This is a genomic window from Roseovarius halophilus (ex Wu et al. 2025), assembly GCF_047086965.1.
The window spans coordinates 42,208-66,686 of sequence record NZ_JBKOTX010000011.1 but is presented as its reverse complement, the minus strand read 5'-3'; the positions used below and the strand labels follow the sequence as shown (position 1 = coordinate 66,686).

26 protein-coding genes and 1 pseudogene are annotated in these 24,479 nt (G+C 66.8%); 12 read left to right on the top strand and 15 right to left on the bottom strand.

The genetic code is table 11. From position 1 onward, the window contains the following. The 4 genes and pseudogenes from ACH107_RS04000 to ACH107_RS03985 all read right to left on the bottom strand — a co-directional run. Positions 1 to 369, bottom strand: a pseudogene (locus ACH107_RS04000) (transposase); the annotation flags it as partial. 809 nt (positions 370 to 1,178) lie between these two features. After that, positions 1,179 to 1,646, bottom strand: a complete 468-nt coding sequence (aroQ, locus tag ACH107_RS03995) for a type II 3-dehydroquinate dehydratase (RefSeq protein ID WP_310691214.1) — start codon at positions 1,644 to 1,646, stop codon at positions 1,179 to 1,181. A 121-nt stretch (positions 1,647 to 1,767) separates the two neighbouring features. Then, entirely contained in the window at positions 1,768 to 2,472 is a 705-nt protein-coding gene (locus ACH107_RS03990; protein ID WP_310691213.1) for a hypothetical protein, read from the bottom strand. After that, positions 2,444 to 2,725, bottom strand: coding sequence for a hypothetical protein (locus tag ACH107_RS03985; RefSeq protein ID WP_310691212.1), 282 nt, complete (start codon positions 2,723 to 2,725; stop codon positions 2,444 to 2,446). The genes ACH107_RS03990 and ACH107_RS03985 overlap by 29 nt, the downstream gene beginning before the upstream one ends. Before the next feature lie 182 nt (positions 2,726 to 2,907). On the opposite strand from ACH107_RS03985, the gene ACH107_RS03980 reads away from it, so the two are divergent. The 6 genes from ACH107_RS03980 to galE all read left to right on the top strand — a co-directional run bounded on the left by ACH107_RS03980 (position 2,908) and on the right by galE (position 7,456). Continuing rightward, a complete protein-coding gene (locus ACH107_RS03980) occupies positions 2,908 to 3,321 on the top strand; it encodes a hypothetical protein (RefSeq protein ID WP_310691211.1) in 414 nt (137 codons plus the stop codon). Between the two features lie 179 nt (positions 3,322 to 3,500). Continuing rightward, positions 3,501 to 3,662: a hypothetical protein gene (locus ACH107_RS03975; protein WP_310691209.1), complete on the top strand. Its 162-nt coding sequence runs from the start codon at positions 3,501 to 3,503 to the stop codon at positions 3,660 to 3,662. Positions 3,663 to 3,674: 12 nt separating this feature from the next. Then, positions 3,675 to 4,307, top strand: coding sequence for a ribonuclease HII (locus ACH107_RS03970; RefSeq protein WP_310691208.1), 633 nt, complete (start codon positions 3,675 to 3,677; stop codon positions 4,305 to 4,307). 87 nt (positions 4,308 to 4,394) lie between these two features. Beyond that, complete coding sequence (locus ACH107_RS03965) at positions 4,395 to 5,504, top strand: site-specific DNA-methyltransferase (RefSeq protein ID WP_412504724.1); 1,110 nt, start codon at positions 4,395 to 4,397, stop codon at positions 5,502 to 5,504. A gap of 192 nt (positions 5,505 to 5,696) precedes the next feature. Continuing rightward, on the top strand, positions 5,697 to 6,371 hold the full coding sequence (locus ACH107_RS03960; RefSeq protein ID WP_310691206.1) for an outer membrane protein: 675 nt from the start codon (positions 5,697 to 5,699) through the stop codon (positions 6,369 to 6,371). A gap of 74 nt (positions 6,372 to 6,445) precedes the next feature. Continuing rightward, the gene (gene galE / locus ACH107_RS03955) at positions 6,446 to 7,456 is read left to right on the top strand and encodes a UDP-glucose 4-epimerase GalE (RefSeq protein WP_310691205.1); all 1,011 of its coding nucleotides are present in this window, start codon (positions 6,446 to 6,448) and stop codon (positions 7,454 to 7,456) included. Here galE and ACH107_RS03950 read toward each other — a convergent pair. Both ACH107_RS03950 and mutY read right to left on the bottom strand, forming a co-directional pair. Beyond that, positions 7,453 to 8,610 (bottom strand): alkane 1-monooxygenase, encoded by a 1,158-nt coding sequence (locus ACH107_RS03950; RefSeq protein ID WP_412504723.1) that lies wholly within the window; start codon positions 8,608 to 8,610, stop codon positions 7,453 to 7,455. The two genes, galE and ACH107_RS03950, sit on opposite strands and share 4 nt — an antisense overlap. A 52-nt stretch (positions 8,611 to 8,662) precedes the next feature. Further along, positions 8,663 to 9,721 carry an A/G-specific adenine glycosylase gene (gene mutY, locus ACH107_RS03945; protein ID WP_412504722.1) on the bottom strand — a complete coding sequence of 353 codons (1,059 nt, stop codon included), beginning with the start codon at positions 9,719 to 9,721 and terminating at the stop codon, positions 8,663 to 8,665. A 66-nt stretch (positions 9,722 to 9,787) separates the two neighbouring features. On the opposite strand from mutY, the gene ACH107_RS03940 reads away from it, so the two are divergent. From ACH107_RS03940 to ACH107_RS03930, 3 genes are read left to right on the top strand one after another with little or no spacing between them, the layout of a single operon-like run. Beyond that, on the top strand, positions 9,788 to 10,315 hold the full coding sequence (locus ACH107_RS03940) for a DUF721 domain-containing protein (protein WP_412504721.1): 528 nt from the start codon (positions 9,788 to 9,790) through the stop codon (positions 10,313 to 10,315). Between the two features lie 37 nt (positions 10,316 to 10,352). Then, positions 10,353 to 11,027: a DsbA family protein gene (locus tag ACH107_RS03935; RefSeq protein WP_412504720.1), complete on the top strand. Its 675-nt coding sequence runs from the start codon at positions 10,353 to 10,355 to the stop codon at positions 11,025 to 11,027. After that, positions 11,024 to 12,148, top strand: a complete 1,125-nt coding sequence (locus tag ACH107_RS03930) for a CaiB/BaiF CoA-transferase family protein (protein ID WP_310691198.1) — start codon at positions 11,024 to 11,026, stop codon at positions 12,146 to 12,148. Before ACH107_RS03935 ends, ACH107_RS03930 begins: the two co-directional genes overlap by 4 nt. On the opposite strand, the gene lpxK is transcribed toward ACH107_RS03930, so the two are convergent. The 6 genes from lpxK to ACH107_RS03900 form a co-directional block, all read right to left on the bottom strand. Further along, positions 12,127 to 13,131, bottom strand: a complete 1,005-nt coding sequence (gene lpxK, locus ACH107_RS03925; RefSeq protein WP_310691197.1) for a tetraacyldisaccharide 4'-kinase — start codon at positions 13,129 to 13,131, stop codon at positions 12,127 to 12,129. The genes ACH107_RS03930 and lpxK overlap by 22 nt on opposite strands. Continuing rightward, complete coding sequence (locus ACH107_RS03920) at positions 13,131 to 14,273, bottom strand: 3-deoxy-D-manno-octulosonic acid transferase (protein ID WP_412504719.1); 1,143 nt, start codon at positions 14,271 to 14,273, stop codon at positions 13,131 to 13,133. The genes lpxK and ACH107_RS03920 overlap by 1 nt, the downstream gene beginning before the upstream one ends. A gap of 27 nt (positions 14,274 to 14,300) precedes the next feature. Continuing rightward, complete coding sequence (locus tag ACH107_RS03915; RefSeq protein WP_310691195.1) at positions 14,301 to 14,543, bottom strand: DUF4170 domain-containing protein; 243 nt, start codon at positions 14,541 to 14,543, stop codon at positions 14,301 to 14,303. A 45-nt stretch (positions 14,544 to 14,588) separates the two neighbouring features. Continuing rightward, positions 14,589 to 15,395, bottom strand: a complete 807-nt coding sequence (locus ACH107_RS03910) for an inositol monophosphatase family protein (protein ID WP_412504727.1) — start codon at positions 15,393 to 15,395, stop codon at positions 14,589 to 14,591. Beyond that, the gene (locus ACH107_RS03905) at positions 15,388 to 16,734 is read right to left on the bottom strand and encodes a TldD/PmbA family protein (protein WP_412504726.1); all 1,347 of its coding nucleotides are present in this window, start codon (positions 16,732 to 16,734) and stop codon (positions 15,388 to 15,390) included. Before ACH107_RS03905 ends, ACH107_RS03910 begins: the two co-directional genes overlap by 8 nt. Before the next feature lie 142 nt (positions 16,735 to 16,876). After that, positions 16,877 to 18,382: a DUF2125 domain-containing protein gene (locus ACH107_RS03900; protein ID WP_412504718.1), complete on the bottom strand. Its 1,506-nt coding sequence runs from the start codon at positions 18,380 to 18,382 to the stop codon at positions 16,877 to 16,879. Positions 18,383 to 18,517: 135 nt separating this feature from the next. Between ACH107_RS03900 and ACH107_RS03895 the strand changes: the two genes are divergently transcribed. Both ACH107_RS03895 and ACH107_RS03890 read left to right on the top strand, forming a co-directional pair. Next, positions 18,518 to 19,261 (top strand): SDR family oxidoreductase, encoded by a 744-nt coding sequence (locus ACH107_RS03895; RefSeq protein WP_412504717.1) that lies wholly within the window; start codon positions 18,518 to 18,520, stop codon positions 19,259 to 19,261. Then, the gene (locus ACH107_RS03890) at positions 19,258 to 19,857 is read left to right on the top strand and encodes an enoyl-CoA hydratase/isomerase family protein (RefSeq protein WP_310691191.1); all 600 of its coding nucleotides are present in this window, start codon (positions 19,258 to 19,260) and stop codon (positions 19,855 to 19,857) included. The genes ACH107_RS03895 and ACH107_RS03890 overlap by 4 nt, the downstream gene beginning before the upstream one ends. An 89-nt stretch (positions 19,858 to 19,946) precedes the next feature. Here the strand turns inward: ACH107_RS03890 and ACH107_RS03885 are convergent, their stop codons facing one another. Further along, positions 19,947 to 20,246 carry an HNH endonuclease gene (locus ACH107_RS03885; RefSeq protein ID WP_310691190.1) on the bottom strand — a complete coding sequence of 100 codons (300 nt, stop codon included), beginning with the start codon at positions 20,244 to 20,246 and terminating at the stop codon, positions 19,947 to 19,949. Between the two features lie 44 nt (positions 20,247 to 20,290). On the opposite strand from ACH107_RS03885, the gene ACH107_RS03880 reads away from it, so the two are divergent. Continuing rightward, the gene (locus ACH107_RS03880) at positions 20,291 to 21,481 is read left to right on the top strand and encodes an NAD(P)/FAD-dependent oxidoreductase (RefSeq protein ID WP_412504716.1); all 1,191 of its coding nucleotides are present in this window, start codon (positions 20,291 to 20,293) and stop codon (positions 21,479 to 21,481) included. 15 nt (positions 21,482 to 21,496) lie between these two features. Here ACH107_RS03880 and ACH107_RS03875 read toward each other — a convergent pair whose 3' ends face one another. Together ACH107_RS03875 and ACH107_RS03870 are read right to left on the bottom strand one after the other, a co-directional pair. After that, complete coding sequence (locus ACH107_RS03875; RefSeq protein WP_412504715.1) at positions 21,497 to 22,981, bottom strand: calcium-binding protein; 1,485 nt, start codon at positions 22,979 to 22,981, stop codon at positions 21,497 to 21,499. A gap of 94 nt (positions 22,982 to 23,075) precedes the next feature. Next, positions 23,076 to 24,398, bottom strand: a complete 1,323-nt coding sequence (locus tag ACH107_RS03870) for a UDP-glucose/GDP-mannose dehydrogenase family protein (protein WP_310691186.1) — start codon at positions 24,396 to 24,398, stop codon at positions 23,076 to 23,078. Positions 24,399 to 24,479 lie beyond the last annotated feature (81 nt).

Sequence of the window (24,479 nt, the reverse complement as noted above, 5' to 3'; positions counted from 1 at the left end):
CTCGCACTCCCCATCCCCGATCATACTTTTTTTGAGCAGACGGTTTTCCAGAGTCAGATCGGCAACGACCTCCTTGAGCGCAGCCGATTCCGAGCGCAGGTCCTTGACCTCAGGCGATGTCGCCTGGCGGGCAGTATCCCCGGCCAGGCGTTGCTTGCCCGCTTCAAGGAATTCCTTCGACCACGTATAATACAGGCTCTCGCTGATCCCTTCTCGGCGGCACAGCGCGGCAATGCTCTCCTCGCCGCGCAGCCCTGCCAGAACGATCCTGATCTTCTCTTCAGCCGAATACTGTTTGCGCGTCTTGCGCTTGATCCCTTTGACCAGCTTGTCGGCCGCGTCCTTCGATGTTCCGGATTTCTTGTTCATCTTCGCTCCTTGGTGGCTGCGATGAACCAGAAATCCTCCGTTACGAAAACCTCAAATCTGTCCCAAAGGCACTGACGTCAGACAATCTGCAGACCAAGACCGATTTGCAAGGTCTCGGGACTCGGGCGGTCGGAAAGCAGCATCGCGGCACCCGTAACGCCGAGGAGGGGGCCGTTGAGGGCCAGGCCGAGAACCGCTGCATTGGGGCGGTTGGGCCGGGGGGGGGCGAGCCCGCGCCGCGCTGGGGTCGGGGCCGGTCGGTCGCGACAGCATGCAGATCGTTTTCGGGACGCGGATTTCCGGTGAAAGCGGGGGTCATTGTCATGTCTTCTCCCGTCCTCGTTACTGGCCGGATGTTTGAACGCGGGCCTGCTCAGTCGGTGGCCGCCGCGGTCCGCGGGACTTGCCGAACCTCCCGGCGAGTCTCCGCTGTATGAAGAAGACTTAGAAAGACGCGGGCCCATTTGCTATTGGGCCTGATGGACTGGCCGAATGGGCAGGCCACGACGGCGGCCACCGGCCCGAACGGACGGGGACGTGTCCGACTGGACCCGCGTGGGTGTACCGTTTGACCGGGCCGTGGCCTAGCCCGCGGACGTCCGAAGAGCTTTGTTTGGGCGCAGTGGGCGGCCTGGCGGCAGGCTATGTGCCGTGGTCCGCAAGCGGGGAAAAGCGACAGGCAAGCACCACCCGAGCGCGCCGAGGGCGGCGCGGTCTCATCCTGTCCAGCGGATCATGGGGCATGCGAGGCGATCGCGCCTGAACCTCGGTCTGGCCGGGCAACCCGAAGGCATCACGACCTGCGGAAATTACTCGGAAATGTTCGAATTGGTCCCCGAGATCGACAGCAGCCCCGCCATGTGGCGCAAGGCCAGGTCGTAGCCGTGCACGCCGAAACCCGCGAGAACCGCATCGGCGCGGTGGCTGACGTAGGAGTGGTGGCGGAAGCTCTCGCGGCGGTGGACCTGGCTGATGTGCAGTTCGATCACCGGCCCATCATAGGCATTGAGCGCATCGAGGATCGCGACCGAGGTATGCGTGTAGGCCCCCGGATTGATGATGATCCCCGCGGCCTCGGTGCGGGCCTCCTGGATCCAGTCGACCAACTGTCCCTCGTGGTTGGACTGGCGCAGATCGACGCTCAGGCCCAGGTCCTCGGCCAACTGGGTGCAACGTGCGGCCACGTCCTCAAGCGTCTCGCGGCCATAGGTTCCGGGTTCGCGCTGGCCAAGCAGGTTGAGGTTGGGGCCGTTGAGGATCAGAACCGGTGTTCTCATCTGCGATGTCCTTCGGGTTTCTTGACCCTGACTAGCAAACCGGGCCGCCTTTGAACATGCCGCCCGTTTCGAAAGACCGTCCGTGCGGTCACCGCGGAGGCAGCGCCAAAGGCGGGGCGGTTCAGACCATGCGGATCACGCTCTTGTCGATGGCCAGCATGTAGCCCTTGCGGGCCACGTTCTTGACCAGCAGCTCGCTGATCATCTGGTTGCCGAGCGAGTCGCGCAGACGCTTGATGCGCGTCGCGCCCGCGGCCTCGTCGCACTGGTCCGCACCGCGCCCCGAGATCACCGCCTCGATCTCGGCCCCCGAGAGCACCTCGTCGTCCATGCGCGCCTCGGCCAGCACTGCCAGCGTCTCGATCGCGGCGTCGGTCAGCTTGAATTCGAAAGTGTTGAGCATCACCGTCTTCTGCTCGCGCGCGATCATCAGGGTATTCACCGCGATGCCCTGACGTTCGATCTGGCTCATCCGGCGGTTAAGCGCCACCAGCATCACGAGGAAGGCCACGGCGGCAATCAGCAGGGCGGTGGCAAAGACCAGCAGCACGAAGATCACGAAGCGGTAACTGTCGAGGGTTTCCGAAAAGGCCGTGCCGGACTGGGCCAGGATTTCCAGCAGCTTGACCTCGGCCTGGCCGGTCAGCGTGTCGTTCTCGACGAACAGCCGTTCGACCCGGGCGTTGAAGGCATTCGCATCCGGCAGGTTGAGAAACAGGACGGCAGCGGCCACCCCGAGGATGGCCACGATCGCGATGATGCCCGCCAGTGCGACACGGTTGCCCCATTGCCGTGCCTCAATAGCGGAGGAAGTAGTCTCCTGCACTGTCTCGCCTTTCCTCCAGCCCGGACTCTTCGAAGACGCCCAGGACATTCAACAGTTGCCAGTCGTCGGCCGCAAGACGCGGCGCGAGTTCCTCGGCCGCGCTCTCGGCCGAGCAGGCGCCGCGCAGCTCGGCGACGCCGTAATGCAGGCGCAGAGGATCGTCGCGCTTGGCCTTGTAGTCGGCATAGCAGGCGGCCCCGGCGGGACCGGCGGCCATGAGGCCGACAAGCAGGAGGGGAAGTCCGTGTTTCATGCGCGATCACTGCCCTTTCGGTGCAATGTTATGCAATATCCCGCCGCGTGTCTCGCCCCGTCATCCGATAGCGCCCGCGCGCTATTGTGCGACCGACGCGCCCCAACCTTTGGTCATCACGGTTGGCCCGCACCGGGCAACCCCCCAGCAGGACCGACCTGCCCGACCGAAAGGATTGACCCATGATGAAGACCCTGACGGCCGCCCTTCTTGCCCTGAGCCTTGGCCTGGGCACCGTTGCCGCCACGCCCGCGCGGGCTCAGATCTCAGACGAGGAGGCCGTGATCGGACTGCTTGGCCTGTTCCTGCTGGGCGCGGCCATCGCCAAGAGCAACGACAAGGACGACGACGCGCGCCCAGAGCGTCGCGACCCCCGCTGGCGGGTGCTGCCCGCCCGCTGTCTGACCCGCGTCAACACCCGGCACGGCCCTGTGCGGATGTTCGGCAAGCGCTGCATGAACCGGCACTACGACCATGTGAACCGCCTGCCGCAGCGCTGCGAAATCTCGGTGCGCGGGCCACGCAACATGCGCCACGGATACACCCCGCGCTGCCTGCGCCACGCCGGGTTCCGCATCGAGCGGATGCAGCACTGAGAGGGCGTGGAGCCTGCATGACGGGGCCGGGCGGGGCCTGCCCCGTCACCGCGGCAGTTGCCGCAGGGTGACACTCGAACGCGGCTCTTTCTGGACCGGCCTGATGGCCGTTGGGCCTTGTGCCCAAATGGCATAGTCTCATCAACAGGGAGGCCAAACCTTGAAAGTTGAGGCCTGAGATGACCAAAGCCCCCTACATTCCCGGAATTGCCGAACTCGCCTACTTCGATGTGACCGATGTGGTCGCGATCAAGCGCGCCGCCGCATCCCGAACGACGCGTGACCGCCCGCGACAGGAGGCGAAAGTGGATCGTGACCTTGCCGAGGACACCAAGCTCTGATCTTTCGGGGGCATGACAGAGGCCCCCGATTTCAGTTTCGAAGACGCCGCCCGCCTGAATGGTGCCGCCCGCATTGCCGGCGTGGACGAGGTCGGGCGCGGCCCGCTGGCGGGGCCGGTCACGGCGGCGGCGGTGATCCTCGACCCGTCCCGCATTCCGACGGGATTGCAGGACAGCAAGAAATTGACTGCCCGGCGGCGTGCCGCGCTGGCCGAGGACATCCACGCGATGGCCGAGGTCAGCATCGCCCATTGCACGGTCGAGGAGATCGACAGGCTCAATATCCTTCGCGCCGCGCATCTGGCCATGGCCCGCGCTCTGGCCGGGCTGGACGGCGTCGATCACGCGCTGATCGACGGCAACAGCCTGCCCGGTGGGCTGGCCTGCGCCGGGCAATGCGTGGTCAAGGGAGACGCCCGATCGCTGTCGATCGCGGCGGCCTCGATCGTGGCGAAAGTATGCCGGGATGCGCTCATGGTGGATTTGGCGCAACAGCACCCGGGCTACGGATGGGAAAGCAACGCCGGGTATGGCTCCAGGGCGCATCTCGAGGCGCTCCGAGATATCGGTGTGAGCGCACACCATAGACGATCCTTCAAGCCAGTGCACAATATCTTGTATCAAGATAAAAACATAACCCCTTGATTCAAAAATACTTTTGACAGCGAATCGCCTCTGACTCATTGTTGTGTCCAAGAACGAGCGGACAATCCGCCGGGACAGAGGCAGAAAATGAAGAACAAAACCCCCGATGCGAGCGCCGCGGCGCTCCCCCTCAATGCGATTCTCGATGGCGATTGCATCGAGGTCATGAACAGCCTTCCCGAGGCCTCGGTCGATCTGATCTTTGCCGACCCGCCCTATAACCTGCAATTGCGCGGCGACCTGCATCGCCCCGACAATTCCAAGGTCGATGCGGTGGACGACGACTGGGACCGGTTCGCCAGCTTCACGGTCTACGACGATTTCACCCGGGCCTGGCTGACCGCCGCGCGCCGGCTGCTGAAACCCGACGGGGCGATCTGGGTGATCGGCAGCTATCACAACGTGTTCCGCATGGGTGCCGAGTTGCAGAACCAGGGGTTCTGGATTCTCAATGACGTGGTCTGGCGCAAGTCCAATCCCATGCCGAATTTCCGCGGCAAACGGCTGACCAATGCCCACGAGACGCTGATCTGGGCCAGCAAGTCGGAAAAGTCGCGCTATACCTTCAACTACGAGGCCCTCAAGGCGCTCAACGAGGGCACGCAGATGCGCTCGGACTGGGTGCTGCCCATCTGCACCGGGCACGAACGGCTCAAGGATACCGCCGGCGACAAGGCCCACCCGACACAGAAACCCGAAAGCCTTTTGCACCGGGTGCTTGTGGGCACCACCAATCCCGGCGAAGTGGTGCTGGACCCCTTCTTCGGCACCGGCACCACAGGCGCCGTCGCCAAGATGCTGGGGCGCGACTACATCGGGATCGAGCGGGACGCGGGCTATCGCGAGGCCGCCGCCAAACGACTGACGAATATCCGCAAGTTCGACCGCGACGCATTGCAGGTCAGCACACCCAAGCGGGCCGAGCCGCGCGTGCCCTTCGGCCAGCTGGTCGAACGCGGGATGCTGCGCCCGGGCGAGGAGCTCTGGAGCATGAACGGACGCCACAAGGTCAAGGTGCGCGCCGATGGCACCCTGATCGGCGAGGACGTCAAGGGATCGATCCACCAGGTGGGCGCCCATCTGGAAGGCGCGCCCAGTTGCAACGGCTGGACCTACTGGCACTTCCGCAAGGACGGCAAAAAGGTGCCCATCGACCTGCTGCGCCAGCAGATCCGGTCCGAGATGCGGGCGAGTTAGACCCCAAGGCTTACCGCCTGTGCCTGTGGCCTGGACCACGGCACACCTTCCCCGCCGACCCACGGGTTCGGCGGGGCTTTTTGCCTTCTCAGGCGAAAGCGCTGCGACCAAAAGGCCCTTCGATCCGGCCGGTTCGGCCTTGTAGAATTGCGTGCTGCGCATTAGACGCAAGAGAAACACAGGAGGTGCGCCATGACCTTTCCAACACGTGCAAACAAGGTAGCAGTGGCTGTGGTTGCCACGTCCCATCTGGCCACGCCGGTTTTGGCGGAAGACGAGTTCGGGTTTTACCTCGGTGTTCAGGAATCGCCACACAGCACTGTCACCGGGGATGACCCCGGTCCAGGCGGAGAAGGGGACTTTGACTTCACCGCCGGGTGGGAAGGCCGGTCGTTCGAGGCCCCGGTCTATTACGGGCTCCGCTGGACCCGCTGGCGCAATGAGACCTTTGGCTGGGGGGTCGAGTTCACTCACTCAAAGGTCTATGCCGACGACGAGACGCTCGAGGAGTCCGGCTTCGACCGGCTGGAACTCACCGACGGTGTGAATATCCTGACTGTCAACGCCATGCGGCGCTGGCCGGATCAGTGGGGGGACGTCACGCCCTATGTCGGGGGTGGCGTCGGGGTCGCGATCCCGCATGTCGATGTCGAAAGCGGGGGTGGCAAAGCCTTCGAATACCAAATCACCGGGCCTGCAGTGCGCTGGACGGCCGGGGCAAGCTATCCGCTGACAGACACATGGTCGGTCTTCGGCGACTACCAGGGCACCTATTCCATGCACACCATGGACCTCGGTTCGGGCGGGACGATGGAGACGGACCTGATCACGAACGCCCTGAATTTTGGCGTCAGCTTTTCCTTCTGACGCGCTGGGCCTCCGCCGGGCTCTCGGTTGGACAGTCCACGGCGGCAGTGTACAGGAATTGAGGGGCCCCGGGCATGGCAAGAATTCTGCTGACAGGCGGGGCGGGCTATATCGGCTCGCATACCTATCTGGGCTTGGTCGAGGCGGGCCACGAGGTCGTGATCCTTGACAATTTCTCGAATGCCAGGGACGACGTGCCGGACAGGCTGGAACGCATCTCGGGGAAGGCTGTGAAGGCCTATCGCGGCGACGTTCTAGACCGCGCGCTGCTTGACCGCATTTTCGCCGAGCAGGCGATCGACGGGGTCGTGCATTTCGCAGCGCTCAAGGCGGTTGGCGAAAGCGTCGAGAAACCGCTCGATTACATCCACACCAATGTGGGCGGCCTTCTGACCCTGATGGCCGCGATGGAGACGGCCGGGGTGCGGCGCATCGTCTTTTCGTCCTCGGCCACGGTCTATGGTGAGACCGACATTCAACCCATCCCCGAGGATCACGCCCGCACCTTCACCTCGCCCTATGCTTATACCAAAATAACCGGCGAGACGGCGCTGGAACAGGTGGCGGCGGCCGATCCGCGCTGGGCCGTTGGAATTCTGCGCTATTTCAATCCGGTCGGTGCGCATCGCTCGGCCTTGATCGGCGAGGACCCGGACGACATTCCAAACAATCTGATGCCCTATATCGCCAAGGTCGCCACAGGTGAACTGGAGCGAATCCAGGTCTTTGGAAACGATTACGACACCCCCGACGGAACCGGCGTGCGCGATTACATCCACGTCGAGGACCTGGCCCTGGGTCATGTGCTGTCGCTGAACGCGCTGATCGAGGCGGGCGAAAGCCATGCGGTGAACCTGGGCACCGGACAGGGGTCTACTGTTTTGGATGTGATCCGGGCCTATTCGGCGGCCTGCGGGCGCGACTTGCCCTACGATATCGTCGACCGGCGCGCGGGTGATGTGGCCGTTTTGACCGCCCGGCCCGAAAAGGCGCGCGATCTTCTGGGATTCGAGGCCCGGCGCACCCTGGACGACATGTGCCGGTCAAGCTGGGCCTGGGTCAGCGGACAGATCGCCAATCGTTAACTGGCCCCGCGCGGCATCGGGGTGGTGCCATTCTTGTAGGGGGTCCAGTCCTCGATCTCGGGGTAATACTGCTGGCGCCAGGCCTTCACCCGGGGGTTCATGATCCTGCGCCACAGCGGCGGGATCATCGCCGCCAGTGTCATGATCGGATAGCCATAGGGCAGCTGCGGTGCCGTGCCCTCTTCGTAGGTCTGGAGCAGGGGAAACCGCCGGTCGGGCTTGTAGTGGTGGTCGGAATGGCGTTGCAGGTTGATCAGCAGCCAGTTCGACGCCTTGTGCGCCGCGTTCCAGCTGTGGCGCGGCTGGACATGGTCGTACTTGCCATCCCCGAGGTATTTGCGCGTCAGCCCGTAGTGTTCGACATAGTTGACCAGCTCCAGCTGGAAGACCGCCCAGAAGGCCTGTGTCAGGAACAGGAACAAACCCCATAGCCCGCCGATGGCCAGCGCCAGAAGGACAAAGGCCAGTTGCAGCGCCGCGTAGCGCCAGAAAGGGTTGGACAGGTGGTGCCAGGGCAGCCCCTTGCGCGCCAGCATCGCCTTTTCGGCTCGAAAGGCCGAGGGCGGGCACTGGCGCAGCACGCGCGGGAAGTAGCGGTGGAACCCCTCGTTGTAGCGCGCCGTGACCGGGTCGCGCGGGGTGCCGACATGGCGATGATGCACCAGCAGGTGTTCCGAGCGGAAATGCGAATAGAGCACCATGGCCAATAGCAGGTCGCCCATCCAGCGTTCCAGCTTCGGTTTCTGGTGCAGCAACTCGTGAGCATAGTTGATGCCGATGGTACCCGAGGCAATGCCGAGCGCGGCGAAGAGAAGCCACTCCTCGGCCCAGTGCAGGTGGCCGCCGAGGGTCATATGGGCAAGGATTCCGAAAAGCGTGACAAACTGGACCGGCGTCCAGATCAGCGTGATCGCGCGATACCAGAAAAGCTCGGACGTGTCGGTCTCGGGATCCGCGTTCTCGGTGTAGCGGCCCAGCACGGCGTCGAGCAGTGTGAACAGGTGCCATGTCGCCAGCGGCAGCAGCGCGATGTAGCAGCCGCCCTTGACGGCCGCCAGCCAGGCCAGCGGCACCAGCATGAGAGAGGCCCAGAAGGGCAGCGCGCGCCCGATCCTGGTCAGCTCGGCGTTCGGGATGTGGTCTGACGTGGCCATCGCAACCTGCCTTGACGTTTCAAGCAAGAGTTTACGGGAATTGGCCGCGATCTCAAAGGTCACGCAACGTCGCGGCGGCCAGATCGAAGGCCTTGCGCATGACGGTGGGCAGATCGCTTGGACGGAAGGCCGCCTCTGGGTGGAATTGTCCACGATCCGGCACCGATGCGGTGGGCACCTTGGCCACATGCACGGCAAGCCGCAGGTGGAAATGGGTGAAGGTGTGGCGTGCCTCGGCCTCCAGCACGCGCCAATCGGCCGCAATGGGCGGGGCGGGGGCAGGGTCGTCGCCCCAGTCCGAGGTGGGCCAGCCAAGCATGCCGCCCAGCAGCCCCTTGTCCGGCCGGGTTTCCAGCAGCCAGGCCCCATCCCCACGCCGGGCGATATAGGCGATGCCCTGCCGCGTGGGCTTGGGTTTCTTGGGCAGCTTTCGAGGCAGGTCGGGGGCATGGCCCGCGATACGGGCCGCGCAGTCCTCGCGCAGGGGGCAGATCCCGCAGGCGGGGGATTTCGGTGTGCAGATCGTGGCACCAAGGTCCATCACCGCCTGGGCATAGTCCCCGGGCCGCGAGGCGGGCGTGAGACGCTCGGCCAGGACGGTCAGCTCGGGCTTGGCGGTTGGCAGGGGGGTCTGCACGTCATGCAGCCGGGCCATGACCCGCTCGACGTTGCCGTCCAGCACGGTGGCAGGCTCGTCAAAGGCGATGGCCGCAACGGCGCTGGCGGTATAGGGGCCCACGCCCGGAAGGCGCAGCAAGGCGGCGCGGCTCTCGGGAAAGCGTTCGTCATGCTCGGCCACCACTTGCCGCGCGCATTTCAGCAGATTGCGGGCACGGGCATAATACCCGAGCCCCGCCCAGGCGGCCATGACCTCGGCGTCCTTCGCCGCGGCCAGATCGGCGACCCTGGGCCAGCGCGCGGTGAAGGCGTGGAAATAGGGCCCGACAGCGGCGACCGTGGTCTGTTGCAGCATGATCTCGGATAGCCAGACCCGGTAAGGGTCGGGCCGAACCCCCGCCGCGCGGTCCGCCGGGCCGATCCGCCAGGGCAAGGCACGGGCATGGTGATCATACCAGGTCAGCAGGTGTTGAGAAATCGCCGCGTCACGCATTCTTTATGTCGTCCTTTCCGCTGGCTCTGGCGTCTGCCGCCCATGTGCCTAGAATAGGCCGCAGCCATGACACAACCACGCAAACCTTTCAGAAAGACCGGCACGACACGCGGCTTTTCCCGCGCGGCGTCGCTGATGCAGACACGAATCCGCACCGCCTCCGAGTCGCGCGGCTTTGCCGTGTCGCGGCTTCTGACCCACTGGTCGGAAATCGTGGGCGAGGCGACGGCGCGTGTCGCGCATCCCGTCAAGGTCAGCTACGCGCAGGGTGGCATGGGGGCAACTCTGTCACTGCTGACCAGCGGCGCGCAGGCCCCGATGCTGGAGATGCAGAAGGAGCAGATCCGCGAGAAGGTGAACGCCTGCTACGGCTACAACGCCATCGCGCGCATCCATATCACCCAGACCGCGCCGACCGGCTTTGCCGAGGGGCAGCTGGCCTTCGATCATGGCCCCAAGACGCCTCGCGCGCCGGACAAGGCCACCGTTCACACCGCGCAAGAGATTGCCGGTCAGGTGGGCGATGACCGCCTGAGACTTGCCCTCGAAGCGCTGGGCACCAATGTGCTTGGCAAGCGAAACACCGAGAAATGATTGGCAAGCGAAACACCGAGAAATGAAAAGAGATCCCATGAAAAACGCCCTTATCTCTGCTGTTGCCGTGGCCGCCGTTGCCGGTGGTGCATGGTTCCTGACCCGCCCGTCCGTGCCGGCCGACCCTATGCTGGGCGCCGCGCTGGCGCAGGATGCCGAGGTCGACACCAGCCAGATCACCGAGATGGCCAAGGGCGACGCGGACGCCCCTGTGGAGGTGATCGAATATGCCTCTTACACCTGCCCCCACTGCGCCTCGTTCCACATGGACCAGTATCCGCAGATCGAGGAGAACTACGTCGATACCGGCAAGGTCCGTTTCGTCTACCGCGAGGTCTATTTCGACCGGCCCGGTCTTTGGGCCTCGATGGTGGCGCGCTGCGGCGGTGAAGAGCGTTTCTTCGGCATCACCGATCTGATCTACGAACGCCAGCAGGACTGGGCCCGCCGCGAGAGCGGTGAGGACATCGTCGCCGACCTGCGCCGCATCGGCAAGGTCGCGGGCCTGACAGACGAGGACCTCGACGCCTGCCTCAGCGACGGCGAGACCGCGCAGAATCTTTACGGCTGGTATCAGGCCAACGCCGAGGCGGATGATGTCGAGAGCACGCCCAGCTTCGTGATTCAGGGCGAGAAATACTCCAACATGTCCTACGACGATTTCGCCGCGGTGCTGGACGAGAAGCTTTCCGAGGCTGACGCCGCCGAATGACACCTCTGGACGGCCTCAGGGTCGTGGAACTGGCCCGCATCCTGGCCGGCCCCTGGGCCGGGCAGTTGCTGGCCGACCTCGGGGCCGAGGTGATCAAGATCGAAGCCCCGGCGGGCGATGACACCCGCCACTGGGGGCCACCCTTCATCGACCGCGCGGGCGACAGGGCGGCCGCCTATTTCCATGGCTGCAACCGGGGCAAGCGCTCGGTCGTGCTGGATTTCACCGTGCCCGAGGATGTGGCCGCGGCCCGGCGGCTGATCGCGGGCGCCGACGTGGTGATCGAGAACTTCAAGATCGGCGGGCTGGCGAAATACGGGCTGGACTATGACAGCCTGAAAACTGCCAATCCCGGGTTGATCTACTGTTCCATCACCGGCTTTGGGCAGGAGGGCCCCTATGCCGCCCGCGCGGGCTATGACTATATCATCCAGGGGATGTCCGGGTTGATGTCCGTCACCGGCGACCCGGCGGGCCAGCCCCAGAAGGTGGGCGTCGCCGTCACCGACATCCTGACCGGGCTCTATGCCAGCAATGCCGTTCTGGCCGCCCTGCACCAGCGCGCCCGCACCGGCACGGGACAGCATATCGACATGGCCCTGCTGGACGTGGCCGTCGCCGCCACGGCCAATCAGGCGATGAACTACCTGGCGACGGGCGCGGCGCCGAGGCGGCTTGGCAATGCGCATCCGAACATCGTGCCCTACCAGGTGTTCGACTGTGCCGATGGCCATGTGATCGTTGCCGTGGGCAACGACGGGCAATTCCGGCGGCTTTGCGATCTGCTGGGGCTGGGTGCCCTGGGCGGGGACGCGCGGTTCGCCACCAACCCCGCGCGGCTGGACAACCGCGATGTGCTGGTGGATCTGCTGGCGCAGGCGATTGCCAAATGGACCAGGGCCGACCTGCTGGCGGGCTGCGAGGGGGCGGGCGTGCCTGCCGGGCCGATCAACGACATGGCCGAGGTCTTTGCCGACCCGCAGGTGGTCGCGCGCGGGCTGCGCATCGACCCCGAGGGCGTGCCGGGCGTGCGGGCGCCGATCCGGTTTTCGGGGGCCGAGCTGGCCGCCGGCCGCGCCGCGCCGTGGCTGGGGCAGGATCAGGACTTGGCCGACCCCTGAGCCAGCAGCGCATCCAGCCGGGCATCCAGAGCTGACCAATCCGCGAGTTCCAGCCGCACGGGCAGGGTGATGACCTTCTGCCGGAACGCCGGTGGAAGGCGCACCGCATCCTTTTCCGTGGTGACAAGCTGGGCATTCAACAGCGCCGCGTCCTTTTCCAGCCGCAGCATCAGGGCACCCGTCAGGGGCTGATGGTCGGCCAGCGCCTCGCCGCGCACCAGCTCGGCCCCCTGCCCGCGCAGGGTGGCGAAGAACTTCTCGGGGTGGCCGATTCCGGCGAAGGCCAGCACGCGCATGCCCTGCCAGGGCATCCCGGTCGGCAAGGCGACAAGCGCACCCTCCAGCCGCAGGCAGGTGGCCGGCACGTCGGGCTGGAAGGCCTGACGGTGCCTGCGCGCTCCGATCACCAGCAGCGCATCGGCCCGGGCCAGTCCTGCGTCCACGGGTTCGCGCAGTGGCCCGGCAGGCAGGACGCGGCCATTGCCAAAGCCCTTGACCGCGTCGACAACAACCACGGACAGGTCCTTGGCCACCCCCGGATTCTGAAACCCGTCGTCCAGCAGGATCACGCCTGCCCCGGCAGCTTCGGCAGCGCGCACCCCCGCCGCACGGTCCCGCGCCACCCAGGTGGGCGCGAAGGCGGCGATCAGCAGGGGTTCGTCGCCGACCTCTGCCGCCTGATGCCGGGACGGGTCCACACGCAGCGGGCCGGTCAGGCTGCCGCCGTGGCCGCGGCTGACGACATGGACAGCGCTGCCCCGTTCGCTCAGGCGCTGGGCCAGGGCGATCACCGTGGGTGTCTTGCCGGTGCCGCCCGCGTTGATATTGCCGATACAGATTACCGGCACCCCTGCGCGATGTGTGGCCGCCTGCGCCACGCGCCGGGCAGTCAGGGCGCCGAAGAGCCAGCCTAGCGGCGCCAGAAGCCGGGCGCGCAATCCGGGCCTTGCCGGGTCCCTGTGCCAGAAGCCGGGCGCGCGCATCAGGCCAGCACCCCGTCAAAGGCCGCGTTCTCGATCAGGATGGTCAGATCGTGATAGGCCACCGAGCTTCGCGTCACCTCGTCCCAGCCGGCATGGGCCATGGTGGCGGGGCGATCCGGGCCGATCAATTCCCCGAGCGCCGCCCCCAGTTCTGACCCGCTGCGCACCTTGCGTGCGGCCCCGGCCCGGGACAGGCGCTGATACTGCGCCTGCCAGGGTTGCACGAAGGGGCCGTGCAACACCGCCGAGCCGACCGAGGCGGCGGTGAAGGGCGCCGGGCCATCCGGCCCCGACAGCGTGCCGCCCATGAAGCAGACCGGCGCGAGGCGATACCACAACCCGGCCTCGCCCGGGGAGTCCGCCACCAGCGCCTGCACGTCTTCCTCGGGTGGCTCCTCGGCCGAGCGCAGGGCGGTGCGCAGCCCCAACCGTGTCAGGCGGCGGGCAAGATCCGGCCCGTCTGCGACCGCGCGGGGCGAGACGATGGTCAGAAGACGGTGACTGCGCCTGCTGGCGCCCTTGTGGGCGGCGACGATCTGCGCAACCTCGCCGGGCACGATGGCATTGGGAAACCAGGCGGGGCGGCTGCCCACGGCTTCGGCCATGACGGTCAGTTCGTTCGGGTCGTGGCCGGGGGGGCTGGCGTCTTCTTGCAGGGGTCCGGTTACGGTGATCCGGTCGGCGCTGACGCCCAGCTTTTGCAGGCGGCTGCTGGTTGCGCCATCAACGCCCAGGATGTGCCCGAACCCGCCCAGCGGCTGGCGCAGCTTGCGCGCACCCAGCCCAAGCCCGCGCGGCGACAGTTCGTGCAGGGCGATATTGACCAGCACCATGGGCAGGTCGCGCCGAGCCAGCGCCGTCATGAGTGCCGGGCGCAGGCCGCCGAACCAGACCAGGAGGAAGGGCGCATGCCGGTCGAGGAAGGCGCGCGCTGCGGGGCCGCTGCCGGCGGGGGTCTCCACCAGGTCGGCGCGCGGGCATCCCAAGTCCGCGACCTGGCCGAGGACGGCGCGCGGCGCGCTCAGCACCAGGCGCATCTCTGTCTCGGCCCCGTGCAGATGCCGCGCCAGAGCCGTGGCGGCAGCCAGGTTCCCGGCATCCTCGCTACAGATCCAGACAAGCGGCGGCTTGAGGTCCGTCATGACATGCGCGCCCGGCCGGGACGCGGCTCAGCCCAGTTCCTCGGTCGGCGAGGCCTCGGCGCCTTCTTCGCGCAAACGGTGCAGATGGGCGATGAAATAGCGCATGTGGGCATTGTCCACGGTGCGCTGGGCCTCGGCTTTCCAGGCGTCATAGGCCTGCTCGTAGTTGGGGTAGATCCCAACAAGGTGGATGTCCTCGACGTTCTTGAAGGTGTTCTTGGTGGGATCGACGAGTTCGCCGCCGAACACCAGGTGAAGGCGTTGCGCCATGTCCATTCTCCTGCATTTTCTGCACTTGCAGCACAGCCTAGGCGCTCAGCCGGGAAGGGTAAAGTGACCGGGCCGGGAAAGGTCGCGGCGCAGCGCGTCCATCAGCGGGCCGTGCAGCCCGCCACCGGCCACCATGCCCGCGATCTGGCGCTGCTGCGTGTTGAATAGGGGGGTGTCGCCGTTACCGTCGGTGGCGTGCCCCTCTGCCTCGGCCACGATAAGGCTGCCGGCGGCCACGTCCCATTCCCAGGTCGGGCGCAGGGTCAGCATGGCGTCGAACCGCCCCTCGGCCACAAGGCAGAGCCGGTAGGCCAGCGAGGTGCGAAAGCCGCGATTGAACCCCGGCACCGGCCCGCGCCAGAAACCGGGCGCCAGGTTCGGCTTGGTGGTCAGGACGTCGGCCCGCGAGACATCCGTCGTGTCTGTCACCCGGATCGGAGCCCCGTTCAGCCTCGCGCCAGCGCCCCTTGCGGCGCAATACATCAGGCCGCGCGCGGGCAGATAGACAACGGCCGCCGAGACGGCCCCCCGCTCGGCCACGGCCAGCGACAACGCCCAGTCTTCGCTGTGGTCGATGAAGGCCCGGGTGCCGTCGATCGGGTCCACGATGAAGACATGTTCGGCGGTCAGCCGGTCGGCGTCGTCCTCGGTTTCCTCGGACAGCCAGCCATTGCCGGGCCGCGCCGTGAGCAGTTTGTCACGCAGGTAGCGGTCGACGGCGAGGTCGGCCTCGGTTACCGGGCCGGCGTCATAGGCCTTTTCCCAGACCTGCGGGTCGGCGCGGAAATGGCGCAGGGCGATGTCGCCAGCCTCCTGTGCGGCCTGTTCCAGAAGGGTGAGGTCATCAATCACCGGCAAGGGTCAGCCCCTCGACCAGAAGCGAAGGCACGACACGGCTCAGGTGCGGCTGCGCGTCATTGGCGGGCACGAGACCACGCAGCATCTCGCGCAGGTTGCCCGCGATGGTGCATTCATTGACCGGATAGGCGATCTCGCCGTTCTCGACCCAGAAGCCCGAGGCGCCGCGGGAATAGTCGCCCGTATTGGGGTTGATGGTCGAGCCGATCATCGAGGTCACCAGCAGCCCGGTGCCCATGTCACGCAGAAGCTCGGCGCGGCTGTGCGCGCCTTGGGTCAAGGCCAGGTGGGTCAGCCCGGGCGAGGGCGGGGCCGAAACCCCGCGCATGGCATTGCCCGTGCTTTGCATACCCAGCTTGCGCGCGGTGGCCAGATCGAGGGTCCAACCCGTCAGGACGCCATTCTCGACAATGGCGCGACGGCGGGTCGGCAGGCCCTCGGCATCGAAGAGGCGCGAGCCTTGAACGCGGGCGCGCCGCGGGTCCTCGATCAGCGACAGGTCAGGGGGCAGGACCTCCTGCCCGATGCCGTCCAGCAGCCAGGACGCGCCGCGCGCGATGGCGGTTCCGTTGATCGCCTGCACCAGATGGCCGATCAGGCTGCTGGCGATGCGTTCGTCGAACAGCACGGGATAGCTGCCGGTGGCCGGTCTGCGGGCGCCGTGGCGGGCCACGGCCCGTTCCGCCGCGCGCTGGCCGATCTCGGCCGCACCGCGCAGGTCGGCCATGTGGGTGCGGCTGTCGTAGTCGTAGTCGCGTTCCATCCCGGTGCCGCTGCCACTGATCGCGACGCAGGACACCGAAACCCCCGTGTTGCCATAGCCCGCCGAAAACCCGGTGCTGGTCGCCAGGTGGATCTGTCGGCTGCCATGCGTGGCGCTCGCCGACTGCACCTGGGTGACGCCCTCGACGGCCAATGCGGCGGCCTCTGCCTCTTCGGCCCAGTGCTGCAGCACGCCAGGGTCGGGTTCGGGGGTGGTGTCCACGAGATCCAGTGGGCTGGCATCAACATCCGTGGCCAGCTGGTCGGGCGCGGCCAGCCCGGCGTAGGGGTCTTCGGGGGCGATCCGGGCCATGGCGACGGCGCGCCCGGCCATTTCCTCGATGGTGGCATCCTTGGTGTCGGAGGCCGAGACATTGGCCTGCCGGTTTCCGAGGAAGACCCGAAGGCCCATGTCGATGCTCTCCGAACGCTCTGCCTGTTCCAGGGCCCGGGCGCGCACGTCTATCGAGGACGAAGCCCCGCTGACGACGATGGCATCGGCACTGTCGGCCCCGGCGGCCCTGGCGGCGCGCAGCAGGGTCTCGGTCAGGTCGGAGGGGGGGCGTGACATGGTCATCGTCGGGGGCTTCCTTGCGTTGGCGGAGAGGTAGCCCGCCCGGCACCGCACCGCAAGTGCGCCGCCGCGGCGGGCGGATCAGCGAAACGGGGCGCCCGGTATCCCGGACGCCCCGCGAAAGCGCCATGTGGCGGCGTTACTGGATGCGCTGGCCGTTGGCCAGGATGTGACCCTGTTCGTTGATCTCGATGGTCGAGGTCAGTTCGTCCTCGCCCACCGGTTGGGCGAACATGCCCAGCATCATGCGCGGGGCCATGGCCTGCTCCTGCGGGATCAGGCCCATCTGGACCAGCTTTTCGATCAGCCCGTTCACGCCGACCAGCCGGAAATCGGCCTGTCCCTCGGGGCGCGGCACGCCCGGAATGGTCTGAAGGTCAGTGTTGTCGAAGGTGAAGGCGCCGTCACCCGTGATCTCGGCACCGCCCAGACGCAGGACAAGCTCGTTGAGCGCTGCCGCGTGAAGCTCGGCGGGCATGTCCGACATGGCGGCCTGCTGGGCCTGCTGCGGGTCCATGAAATCGAACAGCGGGGTGGCCTCGCCGGACAGGTTGATGGCCAGCGTGGCGGGATCGCGCGGCAGGGCCTCGCCCGGGTCGAAGATGTTCCACAAGCCGTCGCCGATCGTGAGATCGCGCAGTTCCATGCCCAGCTCGAAGTCTCGCGGCTCTTCGGTCTGGCTCATCGGCACGTCAAAGGTGAACCCGAAGGTCGACAGCGCCGCCTCAACCGGGAAGGGCACTTCCTGGGGCACGGAAAAGTCGATCTCGACCCCTTTCGTCTGCGACCGGTAGGCCATGCCGTCGTAATCCGCGGCCACGGTCAGCTCGGTGCTGTCCGTCGCAGCGGTGCCCGACATGGCCTCGCCCTCTTCGTCGATCTCGAAGGCGTAGCTGGACGGCCCGATGGCATAGCCGCCCTCGAAGGCGAAGCCCTCGGTGAACATGGCCTCGGGGGAATCCGTATCCATCGCCTCGGGCATGGCGATCTCGGCATTCAGGCCCAGGTCGGCCATCTCGGCGGCCACAAGGATCACGCCCGACCCGCCGCGCTCGCGCAGGTCAACGTCGATCTCGACGCTGCCCACGTCGAGGGTGTAGTCCATCTCGGTCAGGTCGTCGCCGGTGATGACCGTGTAGTCGCCCTGAACGTCGTTCATGGTGATCATCCCGGCATTCAGGATGCCTTCCTCCTCGAACTCCGGGCCGAGGCTGTCGAGCGTGATGGCATAGCGCTCGGCGCCAAGGTCATAGGCCAGGGCCTCGGGCGTGCCCGAGGCGATGATGTCCAGGCCCGCGTTGCTGATGGTGAGCTGGACGGGGTTGCCCTCGAGCTCAAGGGTCAAGGGATAACTTTCGGGCATGCCGACGCTGACAGTGCCATCCCCCAGTTCGGTGAAGGTCAGCGGACCCATCGCGGCCTCGACGTTCATGTCGTCTTCGGAGATGTCCAGTGTCAGGGACTCGATGGTCAGGGTGTCGCCGGACATGGTCTCGGCACCGACGCTCACGCCTTCACCATAGGCGTCGATCTGGGTCTTCCAGTTGTCCCAGACTTGCTGGGCCGTGACATCGGCGTTGGCGGCAGAGCCGCACAGCAGGGCGGCCCCGAGACTGGCCATGCGCAGGGCAAACGATTTCGTCATTTCGCGGGTGCTCCTCTCAAAAATCTCGCCCCAAGCTTTCCAAGCCCTGTCGCTGGGGTCAAGGTGGGGATATCATTTCATCCCATAGGGCAGTGAACAGATGGGGAATCAATGGCGCAGGCAGGTGACACTACGATGAAGGACAAGGTGGTGCTGATCACCGGGGCCAGTCGCGGGATCGGGGCCGAGGCGGCGCGCGCCTTTGCAGCGGCCGGGGCGCGGGTGGCACTTCTGGCCCGGACCGAGGACCGGATCGCCGAGCTGGCCGGAGAGATCGGCACGGCGGCCATCGCCATCCCCTGCGATGTCAGCCGCTACTGGGAGATGCAGGCGGCGGTGGACGCGACCATTGCCGCCTTCGGCCGGATCGACGTGCTGGTCGGCAATGCCGGGGTGATCGAACCGATTTCGCACCTGGCCGAGGCCGACCCCGAGGACTGGGGCAAGGCCATCGACATCAACCTCAAGGGGGTCTTCAACGGGATGCGCGCGGTCCTGCCGGGGATGCTGGAACAGGGCGGCGGCACCATCGTGACGATTTCCTCCGGCGCGGCGCATGGTCCGGTCGAGGGCTGGTCGCATTACTGCGCCTCCAAGGCCGGGGCCTACATGCTGACGCGGTCGGCGGACCAGGAATACCGTGACCGGGGCATCCGCGTGCTGGGCCTGTCGCCGGGCACCGTGGCCACGCAGATGCAGAAAGAGATCAAGGCCTCGGGCATCAACCCGATCAGCCAGCTGGACTGGTCCGACCATATCCCGCCCGAGTGGCCGGCGCGGGCGCTGGTCTGGATGTGCGGGGCCGCGGCCGACGATTATCTGGGCCAGGACGTGTCCCTGCGCGATGCAAAGGTGCGCGAGAAGGTGGGCCTGTCATGATCGGGATCGACCGTGCGGGCGATGTGCTGACCCTGACCCTGAAACGCCCCGACAAGGCCAACGCGCTGACCGAGGCGATGCTGGCGGACCTGGCCGATGCGGTGGACGACGCCCGCGAACGGGTGCTGATCCTGACCGGGGCGGGCAAGGTCTTCAGCGCCGGGGCCGACCTGGATGAGGTGCAGGACGGCACGCTTGCACGCTCGCCCCAGTGGGAGCGGCTGTCCTGGGCGGTGGCCGAGTTTCGCGGGCTGTCCATCGCCGCGCTCAACGGCACGGTGGCCGGGGGCGCCATGGGCATGGTCCTGGCCTGCGACCTGCGCCTCTGCGTGCCGGGGGCGAAGTTCTTCTACCCGGTGATGAAACTGGGCCACCTGCCGCAGCCCACCGACCCGCGCCGCCTGTCGGCGCTTGTCGGCCCGGCGCGGGCCAAGCTGATCCTGATGGGCGGGCAGAAGATCACCGCCGAAGAGGCGCTCGCGTTCGGCCTGACCGATCGAATCTGCGACGCGCCGGTGGACGACGCCCGCGACATTGCCTCGGACGTCCTGTCCGCCGGGGCGGAGCACGTCATCGCGATCAAAGGGATGATTTGAGGGTCGGGGCCTGACGGCGGAGCCGCTTGCCGGGGCAATTATCGCGGCTTTCAAGAAATGCCTGAGGTAGCCTTGAGAGGCTTGCGACACTACCGCTTGCGTCGTCCATCCGTGCTGTGGCCATTGAAGCCCGGCGGGCGCTTGCGCACCCAGTCGATGAATTTGGCCAGCCGGGGGTGGGCGCGCAGGGCCGCGGGGGAGTTGTAGCTGCGCGCCAGCTCGGCCTCGGACAGGGTGGCGTGGATTTCCTTGTGACAGATGTGATGCAGCAGAACGGTCGGGCCGCCCTTGCCGCCCTTCAGCCGGGGCACGAGGTGATGCAGGCTTTGCGGCGCGTCCCGCGGGATGGGCCGGCGACAAAGCGCGCAGATGGGCGTTTCCTCATCCATGCTGCGAGTGTAATGGCGGGGCGGCGCAGGCCAAGGGGGACGGCATGGTTTTGTCAGACGCTACAGATGCGCTGATCGTCGGGGCCGGGCCCGCGGGGCTTATGGCAGCGGGCGAATTGGCTGCAGCGGGGCATTCGGTGACCCTGGCCGAGGCCATGCCCTCGCCCGCGCGCAAGTTCCTGATGGCGGGCAAATCGGGGCTGAACCTGACCAAGGACGCCCCCTTCGAGGATGTCCTCGCCGCTTATGGCGACCGGGCCGAGGTGCTGCGCCCGATGTTGTCGGACTTCGGTCCGGCGCAGATCATGCACTGGGCCGAGGCGCTGGGCCAGCCCGTGTTCACCGGGACGACCGGCCGGGTCTTTCCACAGGCCATGAAGGCCTCGCCCCTGCTGCGGGCCTGGCTGCGGCGGTTGGACGCGCAGGGCGTCACCCTGTGCCGCCGCTGGCGCTGGACCGGCTGGGACGAGGGCGGGGCGCTGCGCGTCGAGACCCCCGAGGGGCCGGCAGAAATGCACCCCCGCGCGGTGGTCCTCGCCTGTGGCGGGGCGTCCTGGGCGCGGCTGGGATCGGACGGGGCATGGGTGGAGCGGCTGCGCGATGTGGCGCCCTTCCAGCCCGCGAACGCGGCGTTGGCCATGCGCTGGACAGATCACATGGCCCCCCACATGGGCGCGCCGCTCAAGGCGGTGGAATGGCGAGCGGGCGAACTGACATCGCGCGGCGAGGCGACGATCAGTGCCCGTGGGTTGGAAGGTGGCGGCCTCTACAGCCTGACCCCGGCCCTGCGCACCGGGGCGGCGCTGACACTGGACCTGGTGCCGGACCTATCGCCCAAGGCGCTCGCCGCGCGCCTTCCTGCCAAGGCGCGGCTGGCGCATTGGCTCCGGAACAGCCTGCGCCTGCCGCCCGCCAAGGTGGCACTTTTCTTCGAGATGACCGGCGGTGCCGGCCTGCCCCGGTCGGATTGGGTGGCCCGGGTCAAGGCCCTGCCCATAGGCCACGCGGGGCTGCGGCCGATGGATGAGGCGATCTCCACGGCCGGGGGGCTGCGCTTCGAGGCGCTGACGCCCGATCTGATGTTGCGTGACCGGCCGGGGGTCTTCGCCTGCGGGGAAATGCTGGATTGGGAGGCGCCGACGGGCGGCTACCTGCTGACCGGATGCATGGCCACCGGACGCTGGGCTGGGCGGGCCGCGGCGCGCCATCTTGCGGACAATGCGCCCGGGCTCTGAGCCAACCGGCACAGGTCAGAAGCCGAAGACGAAATCCGCCGCCGTCATGTCGGAGACCTGCAGGTCTCCCGCGGAGCCGATCATCAGCACCTCGTCGCCGAAGGTCACTCGCACCGCGTCACCCTGCTGGGTCAGGGGCAACTGGTCGAAATCGTAGAGCATGGGCAGATCGCCGAGGTCGATCAGGTCCAGCCCGTCCTCGAAATCGGTGATCCGGTCGGTCTGACCGTCCGCCACGAAGACGAAGACATCGGCCCCCGCGCCGCCGGTCAGCGTGTCCTTTCCGGTCCCGTCGATCAGCCGGTCATTCCCGCCGCCGCCCGAAAGCCTGTCGTCGCCGCCCCGTCCTGCGATCAGGTCGTCCCCGGCCGTGCCCGACAGGCTTTCGCCCGCGGCGCTGCCGCTCAGGCTGTCGGGAAGGTCGCCCAGGTCGAGGGTGAATTGGGGCACCCCGGTGTCACTGCCGCTGACGAGGATATGCACCGTCCCGTCCAGAACGGTTGCCGCGATGTCCGAGACGTTCATCAGGGTCGTGTCGAGTTGGTCCGCGACGGTGTCGAGGTGAAACAATCGCCCGTCCGGGGCAAGCTCGAAGACCGAGATGCCATCGTCGCCCCCGCCCGCGACGACGAAGGCCCGGTTGCCGATCTCGACGGTCTCGACCGCCTGCACGTCCCCGAACCGGGTGTCCCGGGTGTCGGTGTAGTGGTGCAGGATCTCCAGGTTGCCGAACGGTCCCACGTCCAGCACGCTGAGGCTGTGCGACCCCGCCGCGGCGACGACCACAAGAGGCTGGCCCCCGGGCTCGGCCGTGGCCAGCGCCGTGGGGGCCGAGACCCATAGCCCATTGTCCGGACCCAGCGCGCCCATCGGGCGCATCGCGCCTGTGTGGCCGATCCAGTGGCTGGTGATCCCGGCGTCCGCACCAGAGACCGAGAAGACGAAGACCCGGTCGTCGATGCTCAGGGTTTCCATATCGGTGATATCGCCGGTGTGGCTCTCGGCGGTGTCGGCCACCGTGGTCGCAAGGTTCAGGGCCATATGATCGCCCTGGGCGAAGACGTTGAACCCCGGCTGGCCCCACTGGCTGTTGATCACGAAGGCGGTGTCCAGGATCGTGACCGTGGTCGAGACCTGCACGTTGGACAGCAACACGGTGTGGTCGTCGGGGGTGAAAAAGCCGTCGAATCGCCCGCTGTCGTCCAGCGCGTGCAGGGCGGTGTCGTCGTCGGACCGCCCCGAGGGCACGAGGAAGGGCTGGCCGCCGACATCCATCACGTCCAGATCGCTGAGCCCCTCGGTGCCGCTGTTGGGCCCGGCGCTGTCATGGTCGACGTATGTGAGGCCGGCGGGGCCGATGACATAGGAGACCAGCCCGCCATCGGCGCCCGAGCCGCTCAGCAGGTGGGGCGTGCCGGAGATCCAGGCGACCTCGAGCGCGGTGATCCCCACCGTGTGCGGCCCTGCCGCAATCGTCGTCACGTGCACCAGACCGGCCAAGCCGACCCCCCTCACCGAATGAACCCGGATCAGGGGTGGCGGAAACTATCGGACTGGAGTCGCCGCGATTGTGTCGGCCTCGGCGCGGATCTTTCTAATTTGTCTCAAGCGTGGCACGCCCGATCGAGTCGTATCGCTCGAAGCCCGCGCGCTTGGCGTCCTTTACGGAATAGATGTTGCGCAGGTCCGCCATGCGGGGCGTGTTCATGTGCCGCGCGATTTTCTTGAGGTCGAGCCCGCGGAACTCGTTCCATTCGGTCAGGATCACGACCAGGTCGGCATTGCGCGCGGCCTTGTAGGCATCTTCGACCCAGTTCACGCCGGGCAGCAGCGCCTCGCCCTCGTGGCGGCCCTGGGGGTCGGTGACACGCACCTTGGCCCCGCCGCCCACCAGTGCGGGCACGATCGACAGGCTGGGGGCATCGCGCATGTCGTCGGTGTTGGGCTTGAAGGTCACGCCCAGCACGGCGATCAGCTTGCCGTTGAAACTGCCGTCGCACATGTCCAGCAGCTTGTCGGTCATGCGGCGCTTGGTTTCCTCGTTCACCTTTATGACGGTCTCGGTGATCTGCATGGGCACCGCGTGGTCCTGGCCGATCCGGGCCAGCGCGCGCGTGTCTTTGGGAAAGCACGACCCGCCAAAGCCGGGGCCCGCGTGCAGGAACTTGTTGCCGATCCGCCCGTCCAGGCCCATGCCCTTGCTAACCTGCTTGATGTCCGCACCGACCTTTTCGCACAGCGCCGCCATCTCGTTGATGAAGGTGATCTTCGTCGCCAGAAAGGCGTTGGCGGCGTATTTGATCATCTCGGCGCTTTCCAGATCGGTGGTGACGATCGGGAAATCGCGCAGGAAGAGCGGGCGATAGATTTCGCCCATGACATCGGCGGCGCGGTTTGTCTGGACGCCGACGATGACGCGATCGGGGCGCATGAAATCGTCGATGGCCGCCCCTTCGCGCAGGAACTCGGGGTTCGAGGCCACGTCGAAGTCCAACGCGGGGTTGGCCTTTGCGACCACCTGCTTGACCTTGCGGTTCGTGCCCACGGGCACCGTCGACTTGGTGACGATGACCAGATAGCCCGTGGCCGTGCAGGCGATCTGCTCGGCCACGGCCATGACATAGGACAGATCGGCGTGGCCGTCGCCGCGCCGGGTGGGCGTGCCTACGGCGATGAAGGCCGCGTCGGCCCCGTCCAGCGCCTCGGACAGGTCTGTGGTGAAGGACAGCCGCCCGGCCTGCGCGTTCTTGGCGATCAACTCGTCAAGGCCGGGCTCGTAGATCGGAACCTCGCCGGCCGTGAGCCGCGCGACCTTCTCCGCGTCCCTGTCCACGCAGACGACCTCGTGGCCGAAATCCGAGAAACACACCCCCGACACCAGGCCGACGTAGCCCGTGCCGACAACCGCAATTTTCATAACGCTGCTCCAAATCCTTGACACGGCGGTCTTCGGCCACGGGCCCGGTTCTGTCAACGTGGTTGCGGTATCAACGGGCAG